The sequence below is a fragment of the Winslowiella arboricola genome (assembly GCF_025527015.1).
GTDB lineage: Bacteria > Pseudomonadota > Gammaproteobacteria > Enterobacterales > Enterobacteriaceae > Erwinia > Erwinia arboricola.
In genome coordinates this window covers 37,148-60,060 of the sequence record NZ_JAODIM010000038.1, presented here as the reverse complement: position 1 = coordinate 60,060, position 22,913 = coordinate 37,148, and the positions used below count along the sequence as shown (strand labels likewise).

General features: G+C 54.5%; 17 protein-coding genes and 1 pseudogene. All 18 read left to right on the top strand.

From position 1 onward, the window contains the following. Nucleotides 1-742 precede the first annotated feature (742 nt). The 18 genes and pseudogenes from lrhA (at nucleotide 743) to N5923_RS06095 (ending at nucleotide 22,807) form a co-directional block, all read left to right on the top strand. A complete protein-coding gene (gene lrhA, locus N5923_RS06180) occupies nucleotides 743-1,669 on the top strand; it encodes a transcriptional regulator LrhA (protein WP_026112029.1) in 927 nt (308 codons plus the stop codon). A 668-nt stretch (nucleotides 1,670-2,337) separates the two neighbouring features. Continuing rightward, nucleotides 2,338-2,781 (top strand): NADH-quinone oxidoreductase subunit A, encoded by a 444-nt coding sequence (locus tag N5923_RS06175; protein WP_267142151.1) that lies wholly within the window; start codon nucleotides 2,338-2,340, stop codon nucleotides 2,779-2,781. A gap of 15 nt (nucleotides 2,782-2,796) precedes the next feature. Next, on the top strand, nucleotides 2,797-3,471 hold the full coding sequence (locus N5923_RS06170; protein WP_017803426.1) for a NuoB/complex I 20 kDa subunit family protein: 675 nt from the start codon (nucleotides 2,797-2,799) through the stop codon (nucleotides 3,469-3,471). Between the two features lie 104 nt (nucleotides 3,472-3,575). Further along, nucleotides 3,576-5,389, top strand: a pseudogene (gene nuoC / locus N5923_RS06165) (NADH-quinone oxidoreductase subunit C/D). 2 nt (nucleotides 5,390-5,391) lie between these two features. Next, the gene (gene nuoE / locus N5923_RS06160) at nucleotides 5,392-5,907 is read left to right on the top strand and encodes an NADH-quinone oxidoreductase subunit NuoE (protein ID WP_267142149.1); all 516 of its coding nucleotides are present in this window, start codon (nucleotides 5,392-5,394) and stop codon (nucleotides 5,905-5,907) included. Next, nucleotides 5,904-7,244 (top strand): NADH-quinone oxidoreductase subunit NuoF, encoded by a 1,341-nt coding sequence (gene nuoF / locus N5923_RS06155; protein ID WP_267142148.1) that lies wholly within the window; start codon nucleotides 5,904-5,906, stop codon nucleotides 7,242-7,244. Before nuoE ends, nuoF begins: the two co-directional genes overlap by 4 nt. Nucleotides 7,245-7,344: 100 nt before the next feature. Then, complete coding sequence (gene nuoG, locus N5923_RS06150; protein WP_267142147.1) at nucleotides 7,345-10,071, top strand: NADH-quinone oxidoreductase subunit NuoG; 2,727 nt, start codon at nucleotides 7,345-7,347, stop codon at nucleotides 10,069-10,071. Then, nucleotides 10,068-11,045, top strand: coding sequence for an NADH-quinone oxidoreductase subunit NuoH (nuoH, locus tag N5923_RS06145; protein ID WP_267142146.1), 978 nt, complete (start codon nucleotides 10,068-10,070; stop codon nucleotides 11,043-11,045). Before nuoG ends, nuoH begins: the two co-directional genes overlap by 4 nt. Nucleotides 11,046-11,059: 14 nt before the next feature. Next, nucleotides 11,060-11,602: an NADH-quinone oxidoreductase subunit NuoI gene (gene nuoI, locus N5923_RS06140; protein ID WP_017803432.1), complete on the top strand. Its 543-nt coding sequence runs from the start codon at nucleotides 11,060-11,062 to the stop codon at nucleotides 11,600-11,602. A 10-nt stretch (nucleotides 11,603-11,612) separates the two neighbouring features. After that, complete coding sequence (gene nuoJ / locus N5923_RS06135; RefSeq protein ID WP_267142145.1) at nucleotides 11,613-12,167, top strand: NADH-quinone oxidoreductase subunit J; 555 nt, start codon at nucleotides 11,613-11,615, stop codon at nucleotides 12,165-12,167. Beyond that, nucleotides 12,164-12,466, top strand: a complete 303-nt coding sequence (nuoK, locus tag N5923_RS06130; protein ID WP_017803434.1) for an NADH-quinone oxidoreductase subunit NuoK — start codon at nucleotides 12,164-12,166, stop codon at nucleotides 12,464-12,466. Before nuoJ ends, nuoK begins: the two co-directional genes overlap by 4 nt. Then, complete coding sequence (gene nuoL, locus N5923_RS06125) at nucleotides 12,463-14,301, top strand: NADH-quinone oxidoreductase subunit L (protein ID WP_267142144.1); 1,839 nt, start codon at nucleotides 12,463-12,465, stop codon at nucleotides 14,299-14,301. Before nuoK ends, nuoL begins: the two co-directional genes overlap by 4 nt. 218 nt (nucleotides 14,302-14,519) lie before the next feature. Beyond that, nucleotides 14,520-16,040, top strand: a complete 1,521-nt coding sequence (gene nuoM / locus N5923_RS06120) for an NADH-quinone oxidoreductase subunit M (protein WP_267142143.1) — start codon at nucleotides 14,520-14,522, stop codon at nucleotides 16,038-16,040. Nucleotides 16,041-16,046: 6 nt separating this feature from the next. Then, nucleotides 16,047-17,504, top strand: a complete 1,458-nt coding sequence (gene nuoN / locus N5923_RS06115) for an NADH-quinone oxidoreductase subunit NuoN (protein ID WP_267142142.1) — start codon at nucleotides 16,047-16,049, stop codon at nucleotides 17,502-17,504. A gap of 201 nt (nucleotides 17,505-17,705) precedes the next feature. Continuing rightward, nucleotides 17,706-19,076 carry an HdeD family acid-resistance protein gene (locus tag N5923_RS06110; protein ID WP_267142141.1) on the top strand — a complete coding sequence of 457 codons (1,371 nt, stop codon included), beginning with the start codon at nucleotides 17,706-17,708 and terminating at the stop codon, nucleotides 19,074-19,076. Continuing rightward, nucleotides 19,066-20,190 carry an MFS transporter gene (locus N5923_RS06105; protein WP_267142140.1) on the top strand — a complete coding sequence of 375 codons (1,125 nt, stop codon included), beginning with the start codon at nucleotides 19,066-19,068 and terminating at the stop codon, nucleotides 20,188-20,190. Before N5923_RS06110 ends, N5923_RS06105 begins: the two co-directional genes overlap by 11 nt. A gap of 40 nt (nucleotides 20,191-20,230) precedes the next feature. Continuing rightward, nucleotides 20,231-20,680, top strand: coding sequence for a GNAT family N-acetyltransferase (locus N5923_RS06100; protein ID WP_267142139.1), 450 nt, complete (start codon nucleotides 20,231-20,233; stop codon nucleotides 20,678-20,680). A gap of 174 nt (nucleotides 20,681-20,854) precedes the next feature. Next, entirely contained in the window at nucleotides 20,855-22,807 is a 1,953-nt protein-coding gene (locus N5923_RS06095; protein ID WP_267142138.1) for a methyl-accepting chemotaxis protein, read from the top strand. The last annotated feature ends 106 nt before the right edge of the window (nucleotides 22,808-22,913 follow it).

The window sequence follows — 22,913 nt, the reverse complement described above, 5'->3', positions numbered from 1 at the left end:
AAAGGTGGATAGATGAGTAAGGAAATAGTCAAATGATTCTTATAGAAGTGGCATAATAGTCAGCTGGTGCGACCAGCACCTGAGTGAGATTGGCGATGAGGCTGATTCGCATCAACGTCAATACCCTGGTTATGAATGGTTTCTGAATACCGGTTTTTACCTTTCGCAGTACGATAAAATGCGCTCTCATCGATAAAATCCTGCTTTAGTGATAAGAATAGCAGGATTGGGGCTTAAAAAATAATCGACAGTATGCCAGGATAACCGTCAAGGGACTTCTCTGCAAAAAAGGGGATGTTTCTGATGATAAAAAATGCCGTTTTACGGTAAAAAATATTAAGCACTATTTACTATTTAGCGTTGTGAACGCAACGTTCTGGAAAGTCAACTCAGGTGAGTCGTTTCAAACCTGCAATTGTGCAGCCAGTCTTTATTGAAGTTGCTGCCATGTTAATTAACGACTACGTCGCAGCTTCCTGCAACTTATGGGTTAGTGCTGCGAGCATTAACAACCTATCAGACGAAAGATACTATTTATTTGCGGGCCTGATTGTGAAAGAACGATGGGACCGGTATCACGAAAAGGAGCTTCTTACGTTAGCCGACAACGTAATGTGTTGAGGAAGATTCTTATTCATTTTCTCGCCATTCTCGTTTTGTCACCGCTTTATCCGTTGGATAAAGTAAGTAGTAACACCAGGGTAGCTGTTTGTAAAAAAATCTAATAAGTGAAGAAAAAAACATGACTAATGCAAATCGTCCGATACTTAATCTTGACCTCGATCTGCTGAGGACGTTTGTTGCGGTTGCGGATCTCAATACTTTTGCGGCCGCGGCCGCAGCGGTATGCAGAACGCAATCAGCAGTAAGCCAACAGATGCAGCGTCTGGAGCAACTGGTGGGCAAAGAGTTATTTGCCCGGCATGGACGCAATAAATTGTTGACGGAACACGGCATCCAGTTGCTGGGATACGCCAGAAAGATACTGCGCTTTAACGATGAAGCCTGTACCTCGCTGATGTACAGTAACATTCAGGGCGTGCTGACCATCGGTGCATCTGATGATACTTCCGACACCATTCTTCCGTTTTTACTGAACCGCGTCACTTCGGTCTATCCGAAGCTGGCGATCGATGTACGTGTGAAGCGTAATCCATTTATGATGGAAATGCTTAACCAGGGTGAAGTGGATCTGGTGGTTACCACTTCCAGTCCAGGTAACTTTACGCATCAGGTTCTGCGCACATCACCGACACTGTGGTATTGCGCCGCTGACTATATTTTTCAGCGTGGTGAAGCGATTCCACTGGTTCTGCTCGACGAACCAAGCCCTTATCGCGATATGGCTATCGACCATCTCAATGAAGCCGGTATCCCATGGCGTATCTCCTATGTCGCTTCTACTCTGGCGGCAGTACGCGCTGCGGTGAAAGCGGGTCTGGGCGTCACTGCGCGTCCGGTAGAGATGATGAGCCCTGAACTGCGCGTGATGGGTGCGGCGGAAGGCTTACCGGTATTGCCGGATACGCAGTATCTGCTGTGTCGCAACCCGGAAAGTGATAACGAACTGGCTCTGGCCATCTTCAATGCGATGGAGTCCAGCAACGATCCGTACAATCTGATTGTGGCGGGTCAGGACGGCGCTGTCCTGCTGGATGACGAAGAGTAATATCGTTAACCGAAACGATACCCGTTATCATCAAAATGCAGCTTTTGCCCGATTAACTGCATAAAATAAGCCTCTCATTAAAGTATATTGATGAGAGGCTTTTTTGTGGCTGTTTCCCTCTCTGATTTCAGCGTTTTACTCCCTTTCCGTTTTGTTCTGTTTTATTGCTCACTTTATAATTGATAATGAAAATATCACCTGAGGTGATGACTTTTATATTGGTTGCACAGGGTGAGTAATTGTTATGGAAGCTGGCTGTTTTTTTATCATAAAGGCTAAAAGTGTGTTCTGGATCATAAAAATAACCCCATTAAGGGGCAGGAAAAAGCGCGGATTCCTGTCAAAATACGATTGTTAAATCGTCGATCCCTGTTATCAATTTGCAGCTACACTATAATTTGTATGGGTATACTGACTCGATTTAGCTCAATATCTGCGCATCATATGTTAAAAAAATGCTGCAACTGTAAAATAAGGTGTAGATACTTTTGTCAAAGTTGACAAAAGGTTATAGAAAGGGGTAAAAAACCCCATAAAATTGCTGCTTATTCATTAAAGACGGCAAAATTTATAAGGTTTTTCATCCTTCCCTTGAATCGATGTGGTGTGTTAACTGCCGTTATCAGAGCAGGACGCTGAGCACCACTTTTGATAAGTAAGCAGAGTGTATGTCAACAACCACTGAAGTTATCGCTCATAACTGGGCATTTGCTGTTTTCCTGATCGTCGCCATGGGACTGTGTTGCCTGATGTTGGCTGGCGCATGGTTTTTGGGCGGAAGAGCCCACGGAAGGCACAAAAACACACCTTTTGAATCTGGTATCGACCCCGTTGGCAGCACGCAAATGCGTCTTTCTGCCAAATTCTACCTGGTAGCGATGTTCTTCGTTATCTTCGACGTCGAAGCCCTCTATTTATACGCATGGTCGACCTCAATCCGCGAAAGCGGCTGGGTCGGCTTTGTCGAAGCCGCCATTTTCATTTTGGTGCTGCTGGCTGGACTGGTTTATCTGGTGCGCATTGGTGCGCTGGATTGGGCTCCTGCACGTCGTCGTGTAGTAGTGAAAACCGAGGTTATCAGCCACAACAACACCAACCGTCATACGCAGTAACAGCGAGGCATTAAGATGGACTATACGCTCACCCGCATAGACCCGAACGGTGAGAACGACCGTTATCCCCTGCAAAAACAGGAGATTGTTACCGATCCTCTTGAGCAGCATGTTCACCGCAGTGTCTATATGGGCAAACTCGAAAATGCCCTGCATGACATGGTGAACTGGGGTCGCAAAAACTCTCTTTGGCCGTATAACTTCGGTCTTTCGTGTTGTTACGTGGAAATGGTGACCTCATTCACTGCCGTCCACGACGTGGCGCGTTTCGGTGCAGAAGTACTTCGTGCTTCTCCACGCCAGGCCGATTTTATGGTGGTTGCCGGTACGCCGTTTACCAAAATGGCCCCGGTTATTCAGCGTCTGTACGATCAGATGCTGGAGCCGAAATGGGTGATTTCGATGGGCGCCTGCGCCAACTCTGGCGGCATGTATGACATCTACTCAGTGGTGCAGGGCGTGGATAAATTCCTGCCAGTAGACGTCTATATCCCGGGCTGTCCGCCGCGTCCTGAAGCCTATATGCAGGCACTGTTACTGCTGCAGGAGTCGATCGGTAAAGAGCGCCGCCCTCTCTCGTGGGTGGTGGGCGATCAGGGCGTCTATCGCGCCAATATGCAGTCAGAGCGTGAGAGAAAACGCGAAGAGCGTATCGCAGTGACTAACCTGCGCTCGCCTGACGAAATTTAAGTTTTTAGTTTATGGCTGCGGCCTGATGCTCGCGTAAAACAAACACAATTTATCACGCGAACCGCAACCTGACGCCAACACTGTGCGCCTGGCAACAGGCCAGAATGGTGAACAATTTATGACAGATTTGACCACGCAAGATCTCGCTCAGCCAGCATGGCAAACCCGAGATCACCAGGATGACCCGGTGATCGGCGAGCTGCGTAATCGTTTTGGGCCAGATGCTTTTACTGTTCAGCCAACCCGCACCGGCGTACCGGTAGTGTGGGTAAAGCGTGAACAACTACTGGAAATCGGCGAGTTTCTGCGCAAACTGCCGAAACCTTATGTGATGCTGTTCGACCTTCACGGTATGGATGAGCGCCTGCGTACCAACCGCGACGGTTTACCGGCTGCGGATTTTTCCGTTTTCTACCATCTGATCTCCATTGAACGTAATCGTGACATTATGCTCAAGGTGGCATTGTCCGAAAACGATCTGCATGTGGCGACCTTCACCAAACTTTTCCCCAACGCCAACTGGTATGAGCGTGAAACCTGGGAAATGTTCGGCATTACCTTTGATGGTCACCCGCATCTGACGCGCATTATGATGCCACCGACCTGGGAAGGGCATCCGCTGCGTAAAGACTATCCGGCGCGCGCCACTGAATTCGATCCTTTTGAGCTGACAAAGCAGAAAGAGGATCTGGAGATGGAAGCGCTGACTTTTAAGCCGGAAGACTGGGGCATGAAGCGCGGCACCACCAATGAGGACTTTATGTTCCTCAACCTCGGCCCGAACCACCCTTCGGCGCACGGTGCGTTCCGTATTATTCTGCAGCTGGACGGCGAAGAGATTGTCGACTGCGTACCGGATATCGGTTACCACCATCGCGGCGCGGAAAAAATGGGTGAGCGTCAGTCCTGGCACAGCTACATTCCGTATACCGACCGTATTGAATACCTTGGCGGCTGCGTAAACGAAATGCCGTATGTGCTGGCAGTTGAAAAACTGGCGGGCATCAAGGTGCCGGAACGCGTGGATATGATCCGCGTAATGCTCTCCGAGCTGTTCCGTATCAACAGCCACCTGCTGTATATCTCCACCTTTATCCAGGACGTCGGCGCGATGACGCCGGTGTTCTTCGCCTTTACCGATCGTCAGAAAATTTACGATCTGGTGGAAGCGATTACCGGTTTCCGTATGCACCCGGCGTGGTTCCGTATTGGTGGTGTGGCGCACGACCTGCCGAAAGGCTGGGAGCGTCTGCTGCGCGAATTCCTCGACTGGATGCCAAAACGTCTTGATTCCTATGTGAAAGCGGCGCTGAAAAACAGCATCCTGATCGGTCGTTCAAAAGGTGTGGCGGCTTATGGCCGCGATGAAGCGCTGGCATGGGGCACCACCGGTGCTGGCCTGCGCGCCACCGGCGTCGACTTTGATGTGCGTAAATGGCGTCCGTACTCGGGTTACGAGCAGTTTGATTTCGAAGTGCCGATCGGCGATGGCGTGAGCGATTGCTATAGCCGCGTGATGCTGAAAGTGGAAGAGCTGCGTCAGAGCCTGCGCATTCTTGAGCAGTGTTACAAGAATATGCCGGAGGGGCCGTTTAAGGCTGACCATCCGCTGACGACGCCGCCTCCGAAAGAGCGCACCCTGCAGCACATTGAAACCCTGATCACTCACTTCCTGCAGGTTTCCTGGGGGCCGGTAATGCCGGCCAACGAATCCTTCCAGATGATCGAGGCGACCAAAGGGATCAACAGTTACTACCTGACCAGTGATGGCAGCACGATGAGCTACCGCACCCGCGTGCGTACGCCGAGCTTCCCGCACCTGCAACAGATTCCTTCCGTAATCCGGGGCAGCCTGGTATCCGACCTGATCGTATACCTCGGTAGTATCGATTTTGTTATGTCAGACGTGGACCGCTAATTATGCACGATCAAAAAATTGCGATCGAAACGATCGATGAGAATGAGGTCTTTGTGCTGAGCGCTGCAGAACGTGACGCTATTGAGCATGAAAAACATCATTACGAAGATGCACGCGCAGCCTCGATTGAAGCGCTGAAGATCGTGCAGAAACAGCGTGGCTGGGTGCCGGACGGCGCGATCCATGCGATTGCCGAGGTACTGGCGATTCCGGCCAGTGATGTTGAAGGCGTGGCGACGTTCTACAGCCAGATTTTCCGTCAGCCGGTCGGCCGCCATGTGATTCGCTACTGCGACAGCGTGGTGTGCCATATCACCGGTTATCAGGGCATTCAGGCGGCGCTGGAGCAGAATCTGCATATCAAGCCAGGGCAGACCACCACCGATGGCCGTTTTACCCTGCTGCCAACCTGCTGCCTGGGTAACTGCGATAAAGGCCCAACCATGATGGTCGACGAAGATACCCATGTGCATCTGACGCCGGAAACCATCGCTACGTTACTGGAGCAGTATCAATGAAACAGATCATTCGTACTGCCGAAATGCACCCGCTGACCTGGCGGATGCGCGATGACCAACAGCCGGTGTGGCTGGATGAGTATCGCAGCAAAAATGGTTATGCCGGCGCGGAAAAAGCGCTGAAAGGCATGGCGCCAGATGAAATTGTGGCGCTGGTGAAAGATTCCGGCCTGAAAGGGCGCGGCGGCGCGGGCTTCTCCACCGGTCTGAAGTGGAGCCTGATGCCGAAAGACGAAAGCATGAACATCCGTTACCTGCTGTGTAACGCCGATGAGATGGAGCCGGGCACCTATAAAGACCGCCTGCTGATGGAGCAGATGCCACATCAGCTGGTGGAAGGGATGTTAATCAGCGCCTTTGCGCTGAAATCTTACCGGGGCTACATCTTCCTGCGCGGTGAATATATCGAAGCGGCGGTGAATCTGCGTCGCGCAATTGCCGAAGCCACCGAAGCGGGTTTGCTGGGTAAAAATATTCTTGGCACGGGCTTTGATTTTGAGCTGATCGTGCATACCGGCGCGGGTCGCTATATCTGCGGTGAAGAGACGGCGCTGATTAACTCGCTGGAAGGCCGTCGCGCCAACCCGCGTTCTAAACCGCCGTTCCCGGCATCCGCTGGCGCCTGGGGCAAACCGACCTGTGTCAATAACGTCGAAACCCTGTCGAATGTGCCCGCCATCCTCGCCAACGGCGTGGAGTGGTACAAGGGCATTTCAAACAGCGATGACGCTGGCACCAAAATGATGGGCTTCTCCGGACGGGTGAAAAACCCTGGCGTCTGGGAGCTGCCGTTTGGCACCACCGCCCGTGAAATCCTTGAAGATTATGCCGGTGGCATGCGCGATGGCCTGAAGTTTAAAGCCTGGCAGCCGGGCGGCGCAGGAACCGACTTCCTGACTGAGAGCCATCTCGATCTGCCAATGGAGTTTGCCAGCATCGGTAAAGCCGGCAGCCGTTTAGGCACAGCGCTGGCGATGGCAGTGGATCACGAGATCAATATGGTGTCGCTGGTGCGCAACCTGGAAGAGTTCTTCTCCCGTGAATCCTGCGGCTGGTGTACGCCATGTCGTGACGGGCTGCCGTGGAGCGTGAAAATCCTGCGTGCGCTGGAGCAGGGCAAAGGTCAGCCCGGGGATATTGAAACCCTTGAGCAGCTTTGCCGTCAGCTCGGCCCGGGCAAAACATTTTGTGCCCATGCGCCAGGTGCAGTAGAGCCACTGCAAAGCGCGATTAAATATTTCCGCGAAGAATTTGAAGCTGGCATCGCGCCACAGGTGTTTGGCAACGCCCGCGCTATCGGCGGTATTCAGCCAAACCTGTTAAAAGCACGCTGGTAAAAACCTGCGGGCGCTTGTAGGGGCGGCGTTTTCGCCGCCCGCCGCGCAAAGATTTATGTTTAACGCCTGATAACTCAGGCCTTACGGAAGCATGTTCACTATGGCTACAATTCATGTAGACGGTAAAGAATATGAGGTCGATGGCGCAGACAACTTGCTGCAGGCATGTCTGTCCCTTGGTCTCGATATTCCTTATTTTTGCTGGCACCCGGCGCTGGGCAGCGTAGGTGCTTGCCGCCAGTGTGCGGTGAAGCAATATCAAAATGCCGAGGATACCCGTGGTCGCCTGGTCATGTCCTGTATGACGCCAGCCTCCGACGGCACTTTTATCTCAATTGATGACGGTGAAGCGAAAGAGTTCCGCGAGAGCGTGGTGGAGTGGCTGATGACCAACCACCCGCACGACTGTCCGGTCTGTGAAGAGGGCGGTAACTGCCATCTTCAGGATATGACTGTGATGACCGGCCACAGCTTCCGTCGCTACCGCTTTACCAAACGTACCCACCGCAATCAGGATCTCGGACCGTTTATTTCCCATGAAATGAACCGCTGTATCGCCTGTTACCGCTGTGTGCGTTACTACAAAGATTATGCCGATGGCACCGATCTGGGAGTGTATGGCGCGCATGACAACGTCTACTTTGGTCGCCCGGAAGATGGCACGCTGGAAAGCGAGTTCTCTGGTAACCTGGTGGAGATCTGTCCGACCGGCGTGTTTACCGATAAAACCCATTCCGAACGCTACAACCGTAAGTGGGATATGCAGTTTGCACCAAGCATCTGCCAGCAGTGCAGCATCGGCTGTAACACCAGCCCGGGCGAGCGCTATGGCGAACTGCGTCGTATCGAAAACCGCTATAACGGCACCGTAAACCACTACTTCCTTTGTGACCGTGGTCGTTTCGGTTATGGCTACGTCAACCTGAAAGATCGTCCACGCCAGCCAATGCAGCGCCGCGGCGACGACTGGATTGCGCTGAATGCCGACCAGGCGATGCAGGGCGCGGCGGACGTCCTGCGTCAGGCGAAAAAAGTGATTGGTATTGGTTCGCCACGCGCCAGCATTGAGAGCAACTTTGCCTTGCGTGAGCTGGTCGGCGCGGAAAACTTCTCGACCGGTATTCCGGCAGCGGAGCAATCGCGTCTGGAGCTGATGCTGAAAGTGCTGCGTGAAGGCGGTATCCACACGCCAGCCCTGCGTGAAATTGAAAGCTATGATGCGGTGCTGGTATTAGGTGAAGACTTAACCCAGACCGGCGCCCGTGTGGCGCTGTCGGTGCGTCAGGCGGTAAAAGGCAAATCACGTGAAATGGCTGCCGCGCAGAAAGTCGCAGACTGGCAGATCGCGGCAATCCTTAATATCGGTCAGAACGCCAAACACCCGCTGTTTGTCACTAACGTCGATGAAACCCGTCTCGATGATATCGCCGCATGGAGCTATCGCGCGCCGGTGGAAGATCAGGCGCGCCTTGGTTTCGCTGTGGCTCATGCGCTGGATAACAGCGCGCCAGTGGTTGACGGTATTGAACGCAGTCTGGCAGGCAAAATTGATGTCATCGTGCAGGCGTTAGCCGGTGCGCGTAAGCCACTGATTATTTCCGGCACCCATTCCGGTAGCCCGGCAATGATTGAAGCCGCCGCAAACGTGGCGAAAGCGTTGAAAGGGCGCGGTGCCGATGTGGGCATCACGTTGCTGGCCTCGGCAGCGAATAGCGTCGGACTCAGTATGATCGGCGGTAAATCGCTGGATGCAGCGCTGGAGGAGCTGGCCAGCGGCAGCGCGGATGCAGTAGTGATTATGGAAAACGATCTCTATCGCCAGGCGCCTGCGGCGCAGGTCGACGCGGCGCTGAACAATACACAGAACGTGATTGTGATCGATCACCAGCGCACCGCCACCATGGAAAAAGCCGGTCTGATTCTCTCCACCGCCAGCTTTGCCGAAAGCGATGGCACCGTGGTCAATCAGGAAGGTCGCGCGCAGCGCTTCTTCCAGGTTTACGACCCGGCTTATTACGACAATACAGTGGAAATGCTGGAGAGCTGGCGCTGGCTGCATTCATTGCAGAGCACCGTTGAGAGCCGCAGTGTTGACTGGACGCAGCTGGACCATGTGATTGACGCTGCAGTCGTGGCGCTGCCACAGCTGGCGGCGATCAAACAAGCGGCGCCGGATGCCAGCTTCCGCATTCGTGGTCAGAAACTGGCGCGTTCTCCACATCGCTCCAGTGGCCGAACCGCAATGCGCGCCAATATCAGCGTACATGAACCGCGCCAGCCGCAGGATAAAGACACCATGTTCTCCTTCTCAATGGAAGGGAACAACAACCCACTGGCCGATCGTCAGCAGATTCCGTTTGCCTGGGCGCCAGGCTGGAACTCCCCGCAGGCGTGGAACAAGTTCCAGGCAGAAGTGGGCGGTAAACTGCGCCATGGCGATCCGGGTGTGCGTTTGTTTGAAGCCAGCGAAGGTCAGCTGGCATGGTTTGAGCAGGTGCCGGCTGCCTTTAGCGGCAGTGACAACCAGTGGCGTGTTGCGCCTTACTATCACCTGTTCGGCAGTGAAGAGATGACCCAGCGTGCGCCGGTGATTCAGACGCGTATGCCGCAGCCGTATGTGATGGTCAATCCGGCTGATGCCGCGAAACTGGGCGTTAACGCCGGTAGTGCGGTGGAGTTCAGCTGTGCCGGTCACAATCTGCGACTGCCGGTGCGTTTCTCTGCTGCGTTGCAGGCAGGGCAGGTCGGTTTACCGATCGGCATGCCGGGCATCCCGCCATACCTGTCGGGTGCGAATATTGACAATCTGCGGGAGGCGGCGCAATGAGCTGGCTAACTCCGGACGTTATCGACATTCTGCTGAGTATCCTTAAAGCGGTAGTGATCCTGCTGGTGGTGGTAATCTGCGGCGCCTTTATGAGCTTTGGTGAGCGCCGTCTGCTCGGTCTGTTCCAGAACCGCTACGGGCCAAACCGTGTCGGCTGGGGCGGCTCGCTGCAGCTGGTGGCTGACATGCTGAAGATGTTCTTTAAAGAGGACTGGATCCCGCCATTTACTGACCGGGTGATCTTTACGCTGGCGCCAATGATTGCCTTTACCTCGCTGCTGCTGGCATTTGCGATTGTGCCGGTCAGCCCGACCTGGGTAGTGACTGACCTGAATATCGGTCTGTTGTTCTTCCTGATGATGGCCGGTCTGGCGGTTTATGCGGTGCTGTTTGCCGGTTGGGCGAGTAATAACAAATATTCCCTGTTGGGTGCGATGCGTGCTTCGGCGCAGACCCTGAGCTACGAAGTGTTCCTCGGCCTGTCGCTGATGGGCGTGGTGGCGCAGGCAGGCTCATTTAATATGACCGATATCGTCAACAGCCAGGCACATGTGTGGAATATTATCCCGCAGTTCTTCGGCTTCCTGACCTTCGCCATCGCTGGCGTCGCAGTCTGTCACCGTCATCCGTTTGACCAGCCGGAAGCCGAGCAGGAACTGGCCGATGGTTATCACATTGAATACTCCGGTATGAAGTTCGGTCTGTTCTTTGTCGGTGAATATATTGCCATCGTCACCGTCTCCGCGCTGATAGTGACGCTGTTCTTTGGCGGCTGGCACGGTCCCTGGTTGCCTCCGTTTATCTGGTTTGCGCTGAAAACCGCATTCTTTATGATGATGTTTATTCTGATTCGTGCAGCGTTGCCACGTCCGCGCTATGACCAGATGATGTCTTTTGGCTGGAAAGTTTGTCTGCCGTTGACGCTGCTGAACCTGCTGGCGACTGCCGCAGTGATTCTGTACACCGCGCAGTAAGGGGTTAAATAACCATGACATTGAAAGAGATAGTGGTTGGTTTCGCGACCCAGGTACGCAGCATCTGGATGATCGGGATGCATGCATTCGCCAAACGCGAAACGCTGATGTATCCGGAAGAGCCGGTTTACCTGCCGCCGCGCTATCGTGGCCGTATCGTGCTGACGCGCGATCCGGACGGCGAAGAGCGCTGTGTGGCCTGCAACCTGTGTGCTGTCGCCTGTCCGGTTGGCTGTATTTCGCTGCAAAAAGCGGAACAGCAGGATGGCCGCTGGTATCCGGAGTTCTTCCGCATCAACTTCTCGCGCTGCATTTTCTGTGGTCTGTGTGAAGAAGCCTGCCCGACCACCGCAATCCAGCTTACCCCGGATTTCGAACTGGGTGAGTTTAAGCGTCAGGATCTGGTGTACGAGAAAGAAGACCTGTTGATTTCAGGCCCGGGTAAATATCCGGAATATAACTTCTATCGTATGGCGGGTATGGCGATCGAGGGTAAAGACAAGGGCGACGCCGAAAACGAAGCCAAACCCATCGACGTCAAAGGCTTGTTACCTTAAGGAGCCAGGCATGGAATTTGCGTTTTATATTTGCGGACTGGTGGCGGTACTGACGACATTACGCGTCATTACCCACACTAATCCGGTACATGCGTTGCTGTACCTGATCATCTCACTGTTAGCGATTGCCGGGGTGTTCTTCTCACTGGGCGCTTATTTTGCCGGTGCACTGGAGATCATCGTCTACGCTGGCGCCATTATGGTGCTGTTCGTCTTCGTGGTGATGATGCTCAATCTCGGTAAAGCGGTGCAGGAGCAGGAGCGTAAGTGGCTGAAGCCGACATTGTGGATCGGACCCGGTCTGGTGGCATTGCTGCTGCTGGCGGTACTGATGTATGCGATAAGCACCGTTAACGATCAGGGTATCGAAGGCACCATTATTGATGCGAAAGCAGTCGGTATCAGTCTGTTTGGCCCTTACGTGCTGGCGGTTGAGCTGGCGTCGATGCTGCTGCTGGCGGGCCTGGTGGTGGCATTCCACGTCGGACGTGAAGATCGTCAGGGCGAGCTGTTAAGCAACCGTCCGGCGGATGCGGCAAAAAGTAACAAGGAGGAACAAGCATGATCCCTCTGCAACATGGACTGATCCTGGCGGCTATTCTGTTCGTTCTCGGACTGACCGGACTGGTGCTTCGTCGCAACCTGTTGTTTATGTTAATTAGCCTCGAAATCATGATTAACGCTGCGGCACTGGCGTTTGTGGTGGCGGGAAGCTATTGGGGACAAGCTGATGGTCAGGTGATGTATATCCTGGCAATCAGCCTCGCGGCGGCGGAAGCCAGTATTGGCCTCGCGCTGTTACTGCAGCTGCATCGCCGTCGTCAGACTCTGAACATTGACACAGTAAGCGAGATGCGCGGATGAATCTTCTTTACTTAACTATTCTGTTCCCGCTGATTGGCTTTTTGCTGCTGGCATTTTCTCGTGGTCGCTGGTCGGAAAATCTCTCCGCTACCGTTGGTATCGGTTCGGTCGGTCTGGCCGCGCTGGTTACGCTGTTCGCCGGAGTGGATTTCTTTAATCACGGTCAGCAGGTGTTTAACCAGGCGCTCTGGACCTGGATGCAGGTCGGCAATTTTAAAATCGATGTCAATCTGACGCTGGACGGCCTGTCGCTGACCATGCTGTCGGTGGTTACCGGCGTTGGCTTCTTTATTCATATGTTTGCCTCCTGGTATATGCGTGGTGAAGAGGGCTATTCGCGCTTCTTTGCTTATACCAACCTGTTTATCGCCAGCATGGTGATTCTGGTGCTGGCCGATAACCTGATGCTGATGTATCTCGGCTGGGAAGGGGTGGGGCTTTGCTCTTACCTGCTGATCGGTTTCTATTACACCAACCCGAATAACGGCGCGGCGGCGATGAAGGCATTTATCATCACCCGTGTTGGTGACGTGTTCCTCGCGTTTGCCCTGTTTATTCTGTGGAACGAGCTGGGAACGCTGAACTTCCGCGAAATGGTAGAACTGGCGCCGGCGCACTTTGCTGCTGACAATCATATGTTGCAGTGGGCAACGCTGATGCTGCTGGGTGGCGCCGTGGGTAAATCCGCGCAGCTGCCGTTGCAGACCTGGCTGGCCGATGCAATGGCCGGCCCGACGCCAGTTTCTGCACTGATCCACGCGGCAACCATGGTGACGGCGGGGGTTTATCTGATTGCCCGTTCGCATGGCCTGTTCCTGCTGACGCCGGAAGTGCTGCATCTGGTGGGGATTATCGGCGCGATTACGCTGGTGCTGGCAGGTTTCGCCGCGCTGGTGCAGACCGATATTAAACGCGTACTGGCTTACTCGACCATGAGTCAGATTGGCTATATGTTCCTTGCGCTTGGTGTGCAGGCGTGGGACGCGGCCATTTTCCACCTGATGACTCACGCCTTCTTTAAAGCCTTGCTGTTCCTCTCTTCCGGTTCAGTGATTCTGGCCTGTCATCACGAGCAGAATATTTTCAAAATGGGCGGCCTGCGTAAAAGCATCCCGTTAGTTTATGTCTGCTTCCTGGTGGGTGGCGCGGCGCTGTCAGCACTGCCGCTGATTACCGCGGGCTTCTTCAGTAAGGATGAGATCCTGGCGGGTGCGCTGGCCAACGGTCATCTGAATCTGATGGTTGCCGGGCTGGTGGGGGCCTTTATGACCTCGCTGTATACCTTCCGTATGATCTTTATTACCTTCCACGGTAAAGAGCAGATCCATGCGCATGCAGGTAAAGGTATTACCCATCATCTGCCACTGATTGTATTACTGATTCTCTCAACCTTTATTGGTGCGATGATTGTTCCGCCATTGCAGGGCGTGCTGCCTGATACCACGGAGCTGACGCACGGTAGCGTACTGACGCTGGAAATCACCTCCGGTGTGGTGGCTATTACCGGTATTCTGCTGGCTGCCGCACTGTGGCTGGGCAAACGTAAACTGGTGATCGCGGTCGCCAACAGCCCGGTTGGCCGCTTCTTCAGCAGCTGGTGGTTTGTCGCATGGGGCTTCGACTGGCTGTACGACAAAGTGTTCGTTAAACCTTATCTTGCTGTCGCCTGGCTGCTGCAACGCGATCCGCTGAACGGTCTGATGAACACCCCGGCAATCCTGTCGCGTTTCGCGAACAAGGGGCTGGTGGTCAGTGAAAACGGCTATCTGCGCTGGTACATCGCCTCAATGAGTGTCGGCGCCGTGGTGGTGCTGGCTCTGCTGCTGGTGATTTAAGGTTAGTGAGCGGGGTGGCGCTTAAAGAGCCATCCCAGAATAAGAAATTCGAAAATATACCCCTATAGAGATGGGCGTTATCGGCGAAACGAGTTTGCTTACCGCCAGCGCACAGCAACCGCAGCATACTTCAGTATGTGAGGATTGCGAGCACTGCCGGGAAGCAAAATCGTGAGTGAGATAGCCCATGAGGGGCCCAAGTAAGGGAAAGACTCGCCATGTTATTGCCTTGGCTTATATTATTACCCTTTGTCGGTGGCTTGCTGTGTTGGCAGTTTGAGCGCTTTGGTACGAAAGTGCCGCGCTGGATTGCGCTGATCACCATGGGTCTGACGCTGGTGCTGTCACTGCAACTCTGGACGCAGGGCGACTTCATGCTGACGCAGGTTAAAGGCTTGCCGCAGTGGCAATCTGAATTCTCCGCCGCGTGGATCCCCCGTTTCGGCATCAACTTCCATCTGGCGATTGACGGTCTGTCATTGCTGATGGTGGTGCTGACCGGCCTGCTTGGTCTGATGGCAGTACTCTGTTCGTGGAAAGAAATTGAGAACAATCAGGGCTTCTTCTATCTCAACCTGATGTGGATCCTCGGTGGCGTTATCGGCGTGTTCCTTGCCATCGACATGTTCCTGTTCTTCTTCTTCTGGGAAATGATGCTGGTGCCGATGTACTTCCTGATCGCGCTCTGGGGTCATAAGGCATCCGACGGTAAAACCCGTATTACCGCCGCCACCAAGTTCTTTATCTATACCCAGGCCAGCGGTCTGGTGATGCTGATCGCCATTCTGGGTCTGGTATTTGTGCACTACAACGCCACCGGCGTCTGGACCTTCAACTATACCGAACTGCTGAAAACGCCGATGTCGCATGGCGTTGAATATCTGCTGATGCTGGGCTTCTTTATCGCCTTTGCGGTGAAAATGCCGGTTGTGCCGCTGCATGGCTGGTTACCTGATGCCCACAGCCAGGCGCCAACCGCCGGTTCGGTCGACCTCGCCGGGATCCTGTTAAAAACCGCGGCTTACGGCTTATTACGCTTTAGCCTGCCGCTGTTCCCGAATGCGTCTGCCGAGTTCGCGCCGATTGCGATGGGACTGGGGATTATCGGTATCTTCTACGGCGCGTGGATGGCCTTTACGCAGTACGATATCAAACGTCTGATTGCTTACACCTCGATTTCCCATATGGGCTTTGTGTTGATTGCCATTTATACCGGCAGCCAGCTGGCGTTCCAGGGCGCGGTGATTCAGATGATCGCGCACGGCCTGTCGGCGGCGGCGCTGTTTATCCTCTGCGGTCAGCTGTACGAACGTCTGCATACCCGTGATATGCGTCAGATGGGCGGCTTGTGGTCACGCATCAAATGGTTGCCAGGTCTGTCGCTGTTCTTTGCGGTGGCCAATCTCGGCATGCCGGGGACCGGTAACTTTGTCGGTGAATTTATGATTCTGACCGGCAGCTTTAAGGTCGCGCCGGTGGTGATTATTATCGCCACTTTCGGGCTGGTTTTTGCGTCGGTTTACTCGTTAATTATGATGCAACGTGCTTACTACGGCCCGGCTAAATCGGACACGCCGCTGCCAGGCATGTCACCGCGCGAATTCCTGATGATTATGGTGCTGGTGGTCCTGCTGGTGTTGCTGGGCGTTTATCCACAGCCGATTCTGGACACCTCACATGCTGCGATGAGCAATATTCAGCAGTGGTTTACCGCTTCAATTTCAACTACAAGGCCGTAATTCGCCATGACAATAACTCCTCAACATTTGATCGCGCTGCTACCGCTGTTGATCGTCGGATTGACGGTGGTGGTTGTGATGCTGTCCATTGCGTGGCGACGCAACCACTTCGTCAACGCTACGCTGACGGTGATCGGTCTGAACGTGGCGCTGCTGTCACTGTTCTTTGTCGGCCAGGCTGGCCCGATGGATGTCACGCCACTGCTGCGCGTTGATGGCTACTCAATGCTGTATACCGGGCTGGTGATCCTTGCCAGTCTCGCGACCTGTACCTTTGCCTATCCATGGCTGGAGGGTTACCCCGACAACCGCGAAGAGTTCTACCTGCTGGTGCTGATTGCGGCGCTTGGTGGCATTGTGCTGGCCAGCGCCAACCATCTGGCTGCGCTGTTTATCGGTATTGAGCTGATCTCGCTGCCACTGTTTGGCCTGATTGGCTATGCTTTCCGCCAGAAACGCTCGCTGGAAGCGGCAATCAAATACACCATTCTCTCTGCCGCAGCGTCGTCATTCCTGCTGTTTGGTATGGCGCTGGTGTATGCCGATTCCGGTAACCTGAGCTTTGTGGCGCTCGGCAAGAGTCTGAGTGACAGCATGCTGACGCAACCGCTGCTGCTGGTGGGTCTCGGCCTGATGATTGTCGGCCTCGGCTTTAAACTGTCGCTGGTGCCGTTCCATCTCTGGACGCCGGACGTCTATCAGGGCGCGCCGGCACCGGTTTCCACCTTCCTTGCTACCGCCAGCAAGATCGCTATTTTTGGTGTGGTGATGCGTCTGTTTATGTATGCGCCGGTGACCGATAGCGAAGCGGTGCGTACGGTGCTGGGCATTATCGCCTTTGCGTCGATTCTGTTCGGTAACCTGATGGCGATCTCGCAGAGCAATATCAAGCGCCTGCTGGGTTACTCGTCAATCGCTCACCTTGGCTATCTGCTGGTGGCGCTGATTGCCATTCAGACGCATCAGCTGTCGCTGGAGTCTGTCGGCGTCTATCTGGCCGGTTACCTGTTCAGCAGCCTTGGCGCCTTTGGTGTGGTGAGTCTGATGTCCAGCCCGTACCGTGGCCCGGATGCGGACTCCCTCTACTCCTACCGTGGCCTGTTCTGGCATCGTCCGATTCTCTCGGCAGTGATGACGGTGATGATGCTGTCGCTGGCGGGTATCCCGATGACGCTGGGCTTTATCGGTAAGTTCTACATTATTGCGGTCGGTGTCGGTGCTCATTTATGGTGGCTGACCGGTGCAGTGGTGCTGGGCAGTGCGATTGGTCTTTACTACTATCTGCGTGTGACAGTCAGTCTCTATCTTAGCCCGCCAGAACTGCTGCAGCGCGATACGCCAGCCAACTGGGCATTTACTGCCGGTGGCGTAGTGGTATTGATCTCGGCGATTCTGGTGCTGCTGTTAGGTATCTATCCGCAGCCGCTGATCCATCTGGTACAACTGGCGCAGCCGCTGATGTAATTATCCGGGAACGGCGAAACGTCTGTAGGGGCGGCGCTCTCGCCGCCCATGCTGACAGATTGCACAATAATAAGCAGACCCCATCGGGTCTGTTTTTTTTTACTAAACTTCTCACCACTGCACAATATTTAATCGTTTGCTTTGTGCGCTTTCTGCCTAATTGCTAACGTTAAAACATCTCAATTGCGGCGGAGATGTCTCTTGATAAGATTAATTTTCTTATTGGTGGGCGCGCATGTGCTGAAGTCGCGCTGGTTGCTGATGGCTTTTTTCGGCCTGTGCTGGATTGGACTGGGGATTGCGATATTTATCGATATTGCCAGCGATGGCCGGTTGTCGGTGCCGCTGGATATGCTGGCTGTTCTGCTGGTGGTGGAAGGGCTGGTGGAAATTGCCGCAGCGATGATTATTGGTATCCGAATTCACTGGCCTGGGATCTGGAAAGGGGTGGGTTTCCTGTTTATTGCGTTTCTGGTGTTCGATCTTCCCTGGGACAACAATATCCTTGCTTCGCTGCTGTTTGGCTCAGCGTTTCTCGGTGATGGCGTGTTTCGTATCAGCTCTTCGCTGGTGCTGCGTTCGCCGAAATGGCGGCGGCAAATTATCGCTGGCGTGATCGAGATCGGACTCAGTATGCTGATTTTCAGTAACTGGCCATTTCATCACCATGTCACCGTACCGCTCTGTTTTGCTCTGCTGCTGATGACGTCCGGTCTGTCATTAATCCTGATGGCGCGCCAGGTATTGCTGTTGCCGGAAAACGCTTCGGTAATGTCGCTACCGCTGTTTACCTCGCGTGGTCTGCGCCACTGGCGTGAAGTGACCTGTCAGCATCCGCCATTCCCTCAGAAGCCCCCACCGCAACCGCTAACGGTGCTGGTATGGACGCCAGTGGGCACGGCGGTGGTGACCGATCGTCGGCGGGTGATCGATCGCTATATTGCCGCCATTGATCAAAATGGCGTGATCTCCACCGGCCATGCCGCGCTGCAAATGCTGCCCGACCTCTATATCAGCCATTATCCGTTTGAGGATATCGACCGCGACAGTGGTAATTTCCGCGCCATGCTGCGCGCGGGGGAGGAGAATGATGTCGCCGGACGGTTTCTGACCTCACTGGAAGAGGAAATTGCCGACTGGTGCGAGCCGGATCAGCAGGTACTGTTTACGCACTATAATGCCGCGGCGCTGCGTAATTACTGGCAGGTGTTCTCGGTGGATAGCACTTACAACCTTACCTCACGCAACTGCTCTTCGACGGTGGTGCAGGCGCTGGATGTGGCCGTAGAGGGCGCGATGGGCCACTATACGTTTCCTGGCGTACGGTTGTTTTTTGATCCCAATTTCTGGCTGCTGGGACTGGTGCGCGGCCGCGCGGAAGAGATGACCTGGACGCCTGGCCTGGTGCTGGATTATGTCCGTCTGCTGAAGGCCGTGATTACGCCAGTACATAGCCGCGCCTGGCATAAACGGGTGCGTGAAGCCTTCGCCATCCGGCGCACGGTGATCAAGCAAGAGGCCCGACAGCGAAAAGCGCAGAAAAAGGCCAGTGGCGGCCGCCATGAGAGCTGAATGGCGCGCGAAGGCTGCGGTGATCATAGCGGTCACTATTTTTGGTCTGACCTATGGTCTGAGCGCACCGCTGATTGCGCTAACGCTGGACAGCCGTGGCTACAGCGAGAACTTTATTGGTATTAACGCGGCGATGCATGCGCTGGGTGTGTTGCTGATTGCTCCGGCGCTGCCGTGGCTATGCCGCACCTTTTCCACGCGACAACTGATGTTTTCTGCCTTACTGGCCGCCGGCGTGCTGCTGATGCTGTTTCCCGGACTGCCGGTTGCCAGCTGGTTTCTGCTACGCCTGCTGCTGGGCGTGGCGACGGAAGTGATCCTGGTGGTCACCGAAACCTGGCTCAATCAGGTGACGCTGGAACAGCATCGGGCAAAAAATCTGGCGCTGTATACCGCCATGCTGTCGCTGGGTTTCGCCGCCGGGCCGCTGCTCCTCAGCCTGCATGGCAGCGGCAGCACCGCCTTTATGCTCGGCGGTGTTATTGCGCTGGCGGCGGCGGGTGCCATGCTGCTGGCGCAGACCGGCGCGATCGCCGCTGAGCAGGAAATAAAGCGCTCGCTGCGGAGCTGGTTGCAGATGCTGCCGCTGGCGCTCAGTGCCACGGTGCTGAATGCCGCGCTGGAGTGCGCGGGGATGAATTTGCTGCCGCTGTATGCGATCAATCTTGGCTGGCGTGAAGCCGATGCCACCTCACTGATTGCCATTCTGCTGCTCGGGGCGATTGTATTGCAGCTGCCGATTGGCTGGCTGGCGGATCGGGTCGATCGGCGGCGGCTGATTGTGATTCTGGCGGCGCTCTCCACTTTGGGGGCGCTGATCTGGCCGCTGGCGCTGCGCGAACTGTGGCTGGCGCGTACGCTGCTGTTTCTGTGGGGCGGGGTATTTGTCGGCATTTACACGGTGATCATCACCCTGACTGGTCAGCGTTTTCGTGGCGCCGAACTGGCCGGAGCCTATGCCATTCTTTCGGTGGGCTGGGGCATCGGGGCTTTGCTGGGACCAACCCTGGGCGGTATCGCGATGTCGCTGACGTTGCACGGTTTACCGCTGATGGCGGCGTTATTCTGTGCACTGTTTACGCTTTTTGCTCTGCGGGCAACGCGAACAATTTAGGGTATAGTAATAAATCGATTAACCAGGGGGGAAACAGGCGATGGATCTGTTATGGCAAGATTTACACCACGCCGATCTGAGTGTGACACAGCTGTATGACATTCTGGCGCTGCGTAGCAGGGTGTTTGTCGTTGAGCAGCAATGTGTTTATCAGGATATTGATGGCGCCGATCTTCGGCTTGATAACCGCCATATACTTGGCATGCTGGACGATAAAGTGCTGGCTTACGCCCGAATCCTGACGCCGGAAGCCACGCAGCCAGCGGTGCGCATTGGCCGGGTGATTATCTCGCCGGAAGCGCGAGGCCTGAACCTTGGTTATCGCTTAATGGAACAGGCAATTGCCAGTTGTGAACAACACTGGCCGGGGAAATCGATCTATCTTTCCGCGCAGGCCCATTTGCAGGGTTTCTATGCTCGTTTAGGTTTTAAACCGGTGGGCGAAATTTATCTCGAAGATGATATTCCGCATATCGGTATGCAGAATTAAGGCCTGCTATTAATGGCTTAGCCGCATGGTGCGGGTGCCGATCGTTGAATCTGACAAAGTTGCATAATCCTTAACCATTAAAGTTCAAAAAAAAAGCGCCGATAGGTGAATGGCAGGGATTTTTTTGTAATGGATTTGTTGATTCTATGATCAGGACACTCCAGGAGCGCCATAATGGCCAGGCAATTAATCAAGAAAAAGAGCATGAGCACCCGCGCACAGATGTTACTGACTGGCGCTCTCACGATTACTTTCGGATTTGTGGTGACTATTGGGGTACTCAGCTGGCAATCCAGCCGTGAACAAAAGTCGCTGGCGGAAAACTATCTGCAACAAATTGCCCAAACCCAGGCGCTGCAAATCCAGCATCAACTTAACTACGCCCGCGATGTGGCGCGCAACCTCGGCCAGAGCCTGATAGCGCTGCCAGCGGCGGGCATAAAAGATCGCGCAGTGGTGGATAAGCTGACCGAATATGCATTGCGTGATAACCCCGATTATCTGTCGGTGTCGGTGATTTTCGAAGAGAACGCCTTTGACGGCCGTGATGCGGAATTTGCCGGTAAGCCTGACCAGGCGCCAAATGGCCGTTATGCCTTTTTTGTCGATCGTGACCAGGCGGGCAATTTTAAAATGCATCCGCTGCTTTCCATTCTCACCCCAGGTCAGGGCGACTACTACCTGATACCGCAAAAGACGCAGAAAGATACCTTAATCGAACCTTACAGTTACGCCTATAACGGCGTGCCGACGCTGCTGACTTCGGTGGCGGCGCCAATCGTCGATGGCGGTAAACTGTGGGGCGTAGTGACCTCAGATATCTCCCTTGCCTCGTTGCAGCAGAAAGTAAACCAGATTAAGCCGTGGGAAGGTGTGGGCTACGCTATGTTGCTGTCGAGCGCAGGCAAGGTCATCTCATATCCTGATAAAAGTCTGACCGGCAAAGCGTTGCCTGCGCAGAACGGCAACTTTACTGATGCTGTCACTGAGCAAGCCGATCCGATTCTTGGTGAAGATGCATTAGTCACCTGGCAGCCGATAACTATCGGCAACAGCAGCGAGAAATGGTATCTCGGCGTGGCGGCGCCGGTCAGCCAGGTGATGGCCGCTGCCAATCGCCAGTTAATTAATGCGCTGATGCTGATGGTGCTGAGCATTTTGCTGGTCAGTGCGCTGCTGGGTATCGTATTTAGCCGCAAAGTACTGAAGCCAATTGGCGGGGAACCACTGCATGCCGCCACTATTGCGCTGGCGGTCGCTGATGGGCAGCTGGGCAATACCATCAAGGTGAAGCCGCAGGATCGCAGCAGCCTGTTCTTTGCCCTGCACACCATGCAGGAGCGTTTGCGCGATATCGTCGGACAGATCAAAGAAGCCAGCGACTCGGTCCGTCAGGGCGCCGGTGAGATTGCCAGTGGCAACCTTAACCTCGCCTCGCGTACCGAACAGCAAGCCGCCGCGCTGGAGCAGACCGCCGCCAGCATGGAGCAGATTACCGCGACGGTAAAACATAATGCTGACAATGCGCATCAGGCGACAACGCTGACGGAAAATGCCACAAAGATTGCCAGCCGCGGTGAGACGCTGGTCGGTCAGGTGGTGCAAACCATGGCGCAGATTGACGACAGTGCGAAGAAAATTGGCGATATCACCGCCATTATTAACAGCATCGCTTTCCAGACCAATATTCTGGCGCTAAATGCGGCGGTCGAAGCGGCGCGTGCCGGTGAGCAGGGGCGTGGTTTTGCCGTAGTGGCCTCTGAAGTGCGTAATCTGGCACAGCGCAGCGCCAGTGCGGTAAAAGATATCGCCGCGCTGATTGAGGAATCAACTCACCGGGTTGAGAGTGGCGTGCAGCTGGTGCGTGACGCGGGGAAAACCATGCAGGATATGACGCAGGCGGTCAGTTCCGTGCAGAGTATTATCGGTGAGATTGTTGCCGCCTCGGATGAGCAGGCAAAAGGCATCAGTCAGGTCACTATCGCCGTCAATGAGATGGATGGCGTCACCCAGCAGAACTCGGCGCTGGTGCAACAGATGTCAGCGGCGGCCAGTTCGCTGGAAGATCAGGCTGAACAGCTGGCGCAGACGGTGGAGCATTTCCGTCTGGAAGAGCAACGCGCATAAGCAAAATAAGCCAGGGTTGGCTCAGGTGCACGGCATCAGTACGGGCGGCGAGAACGCCGCCCCTACATAAACCTGTGAATTTTTGTAGGGGCGGCGTTCTCGCCGC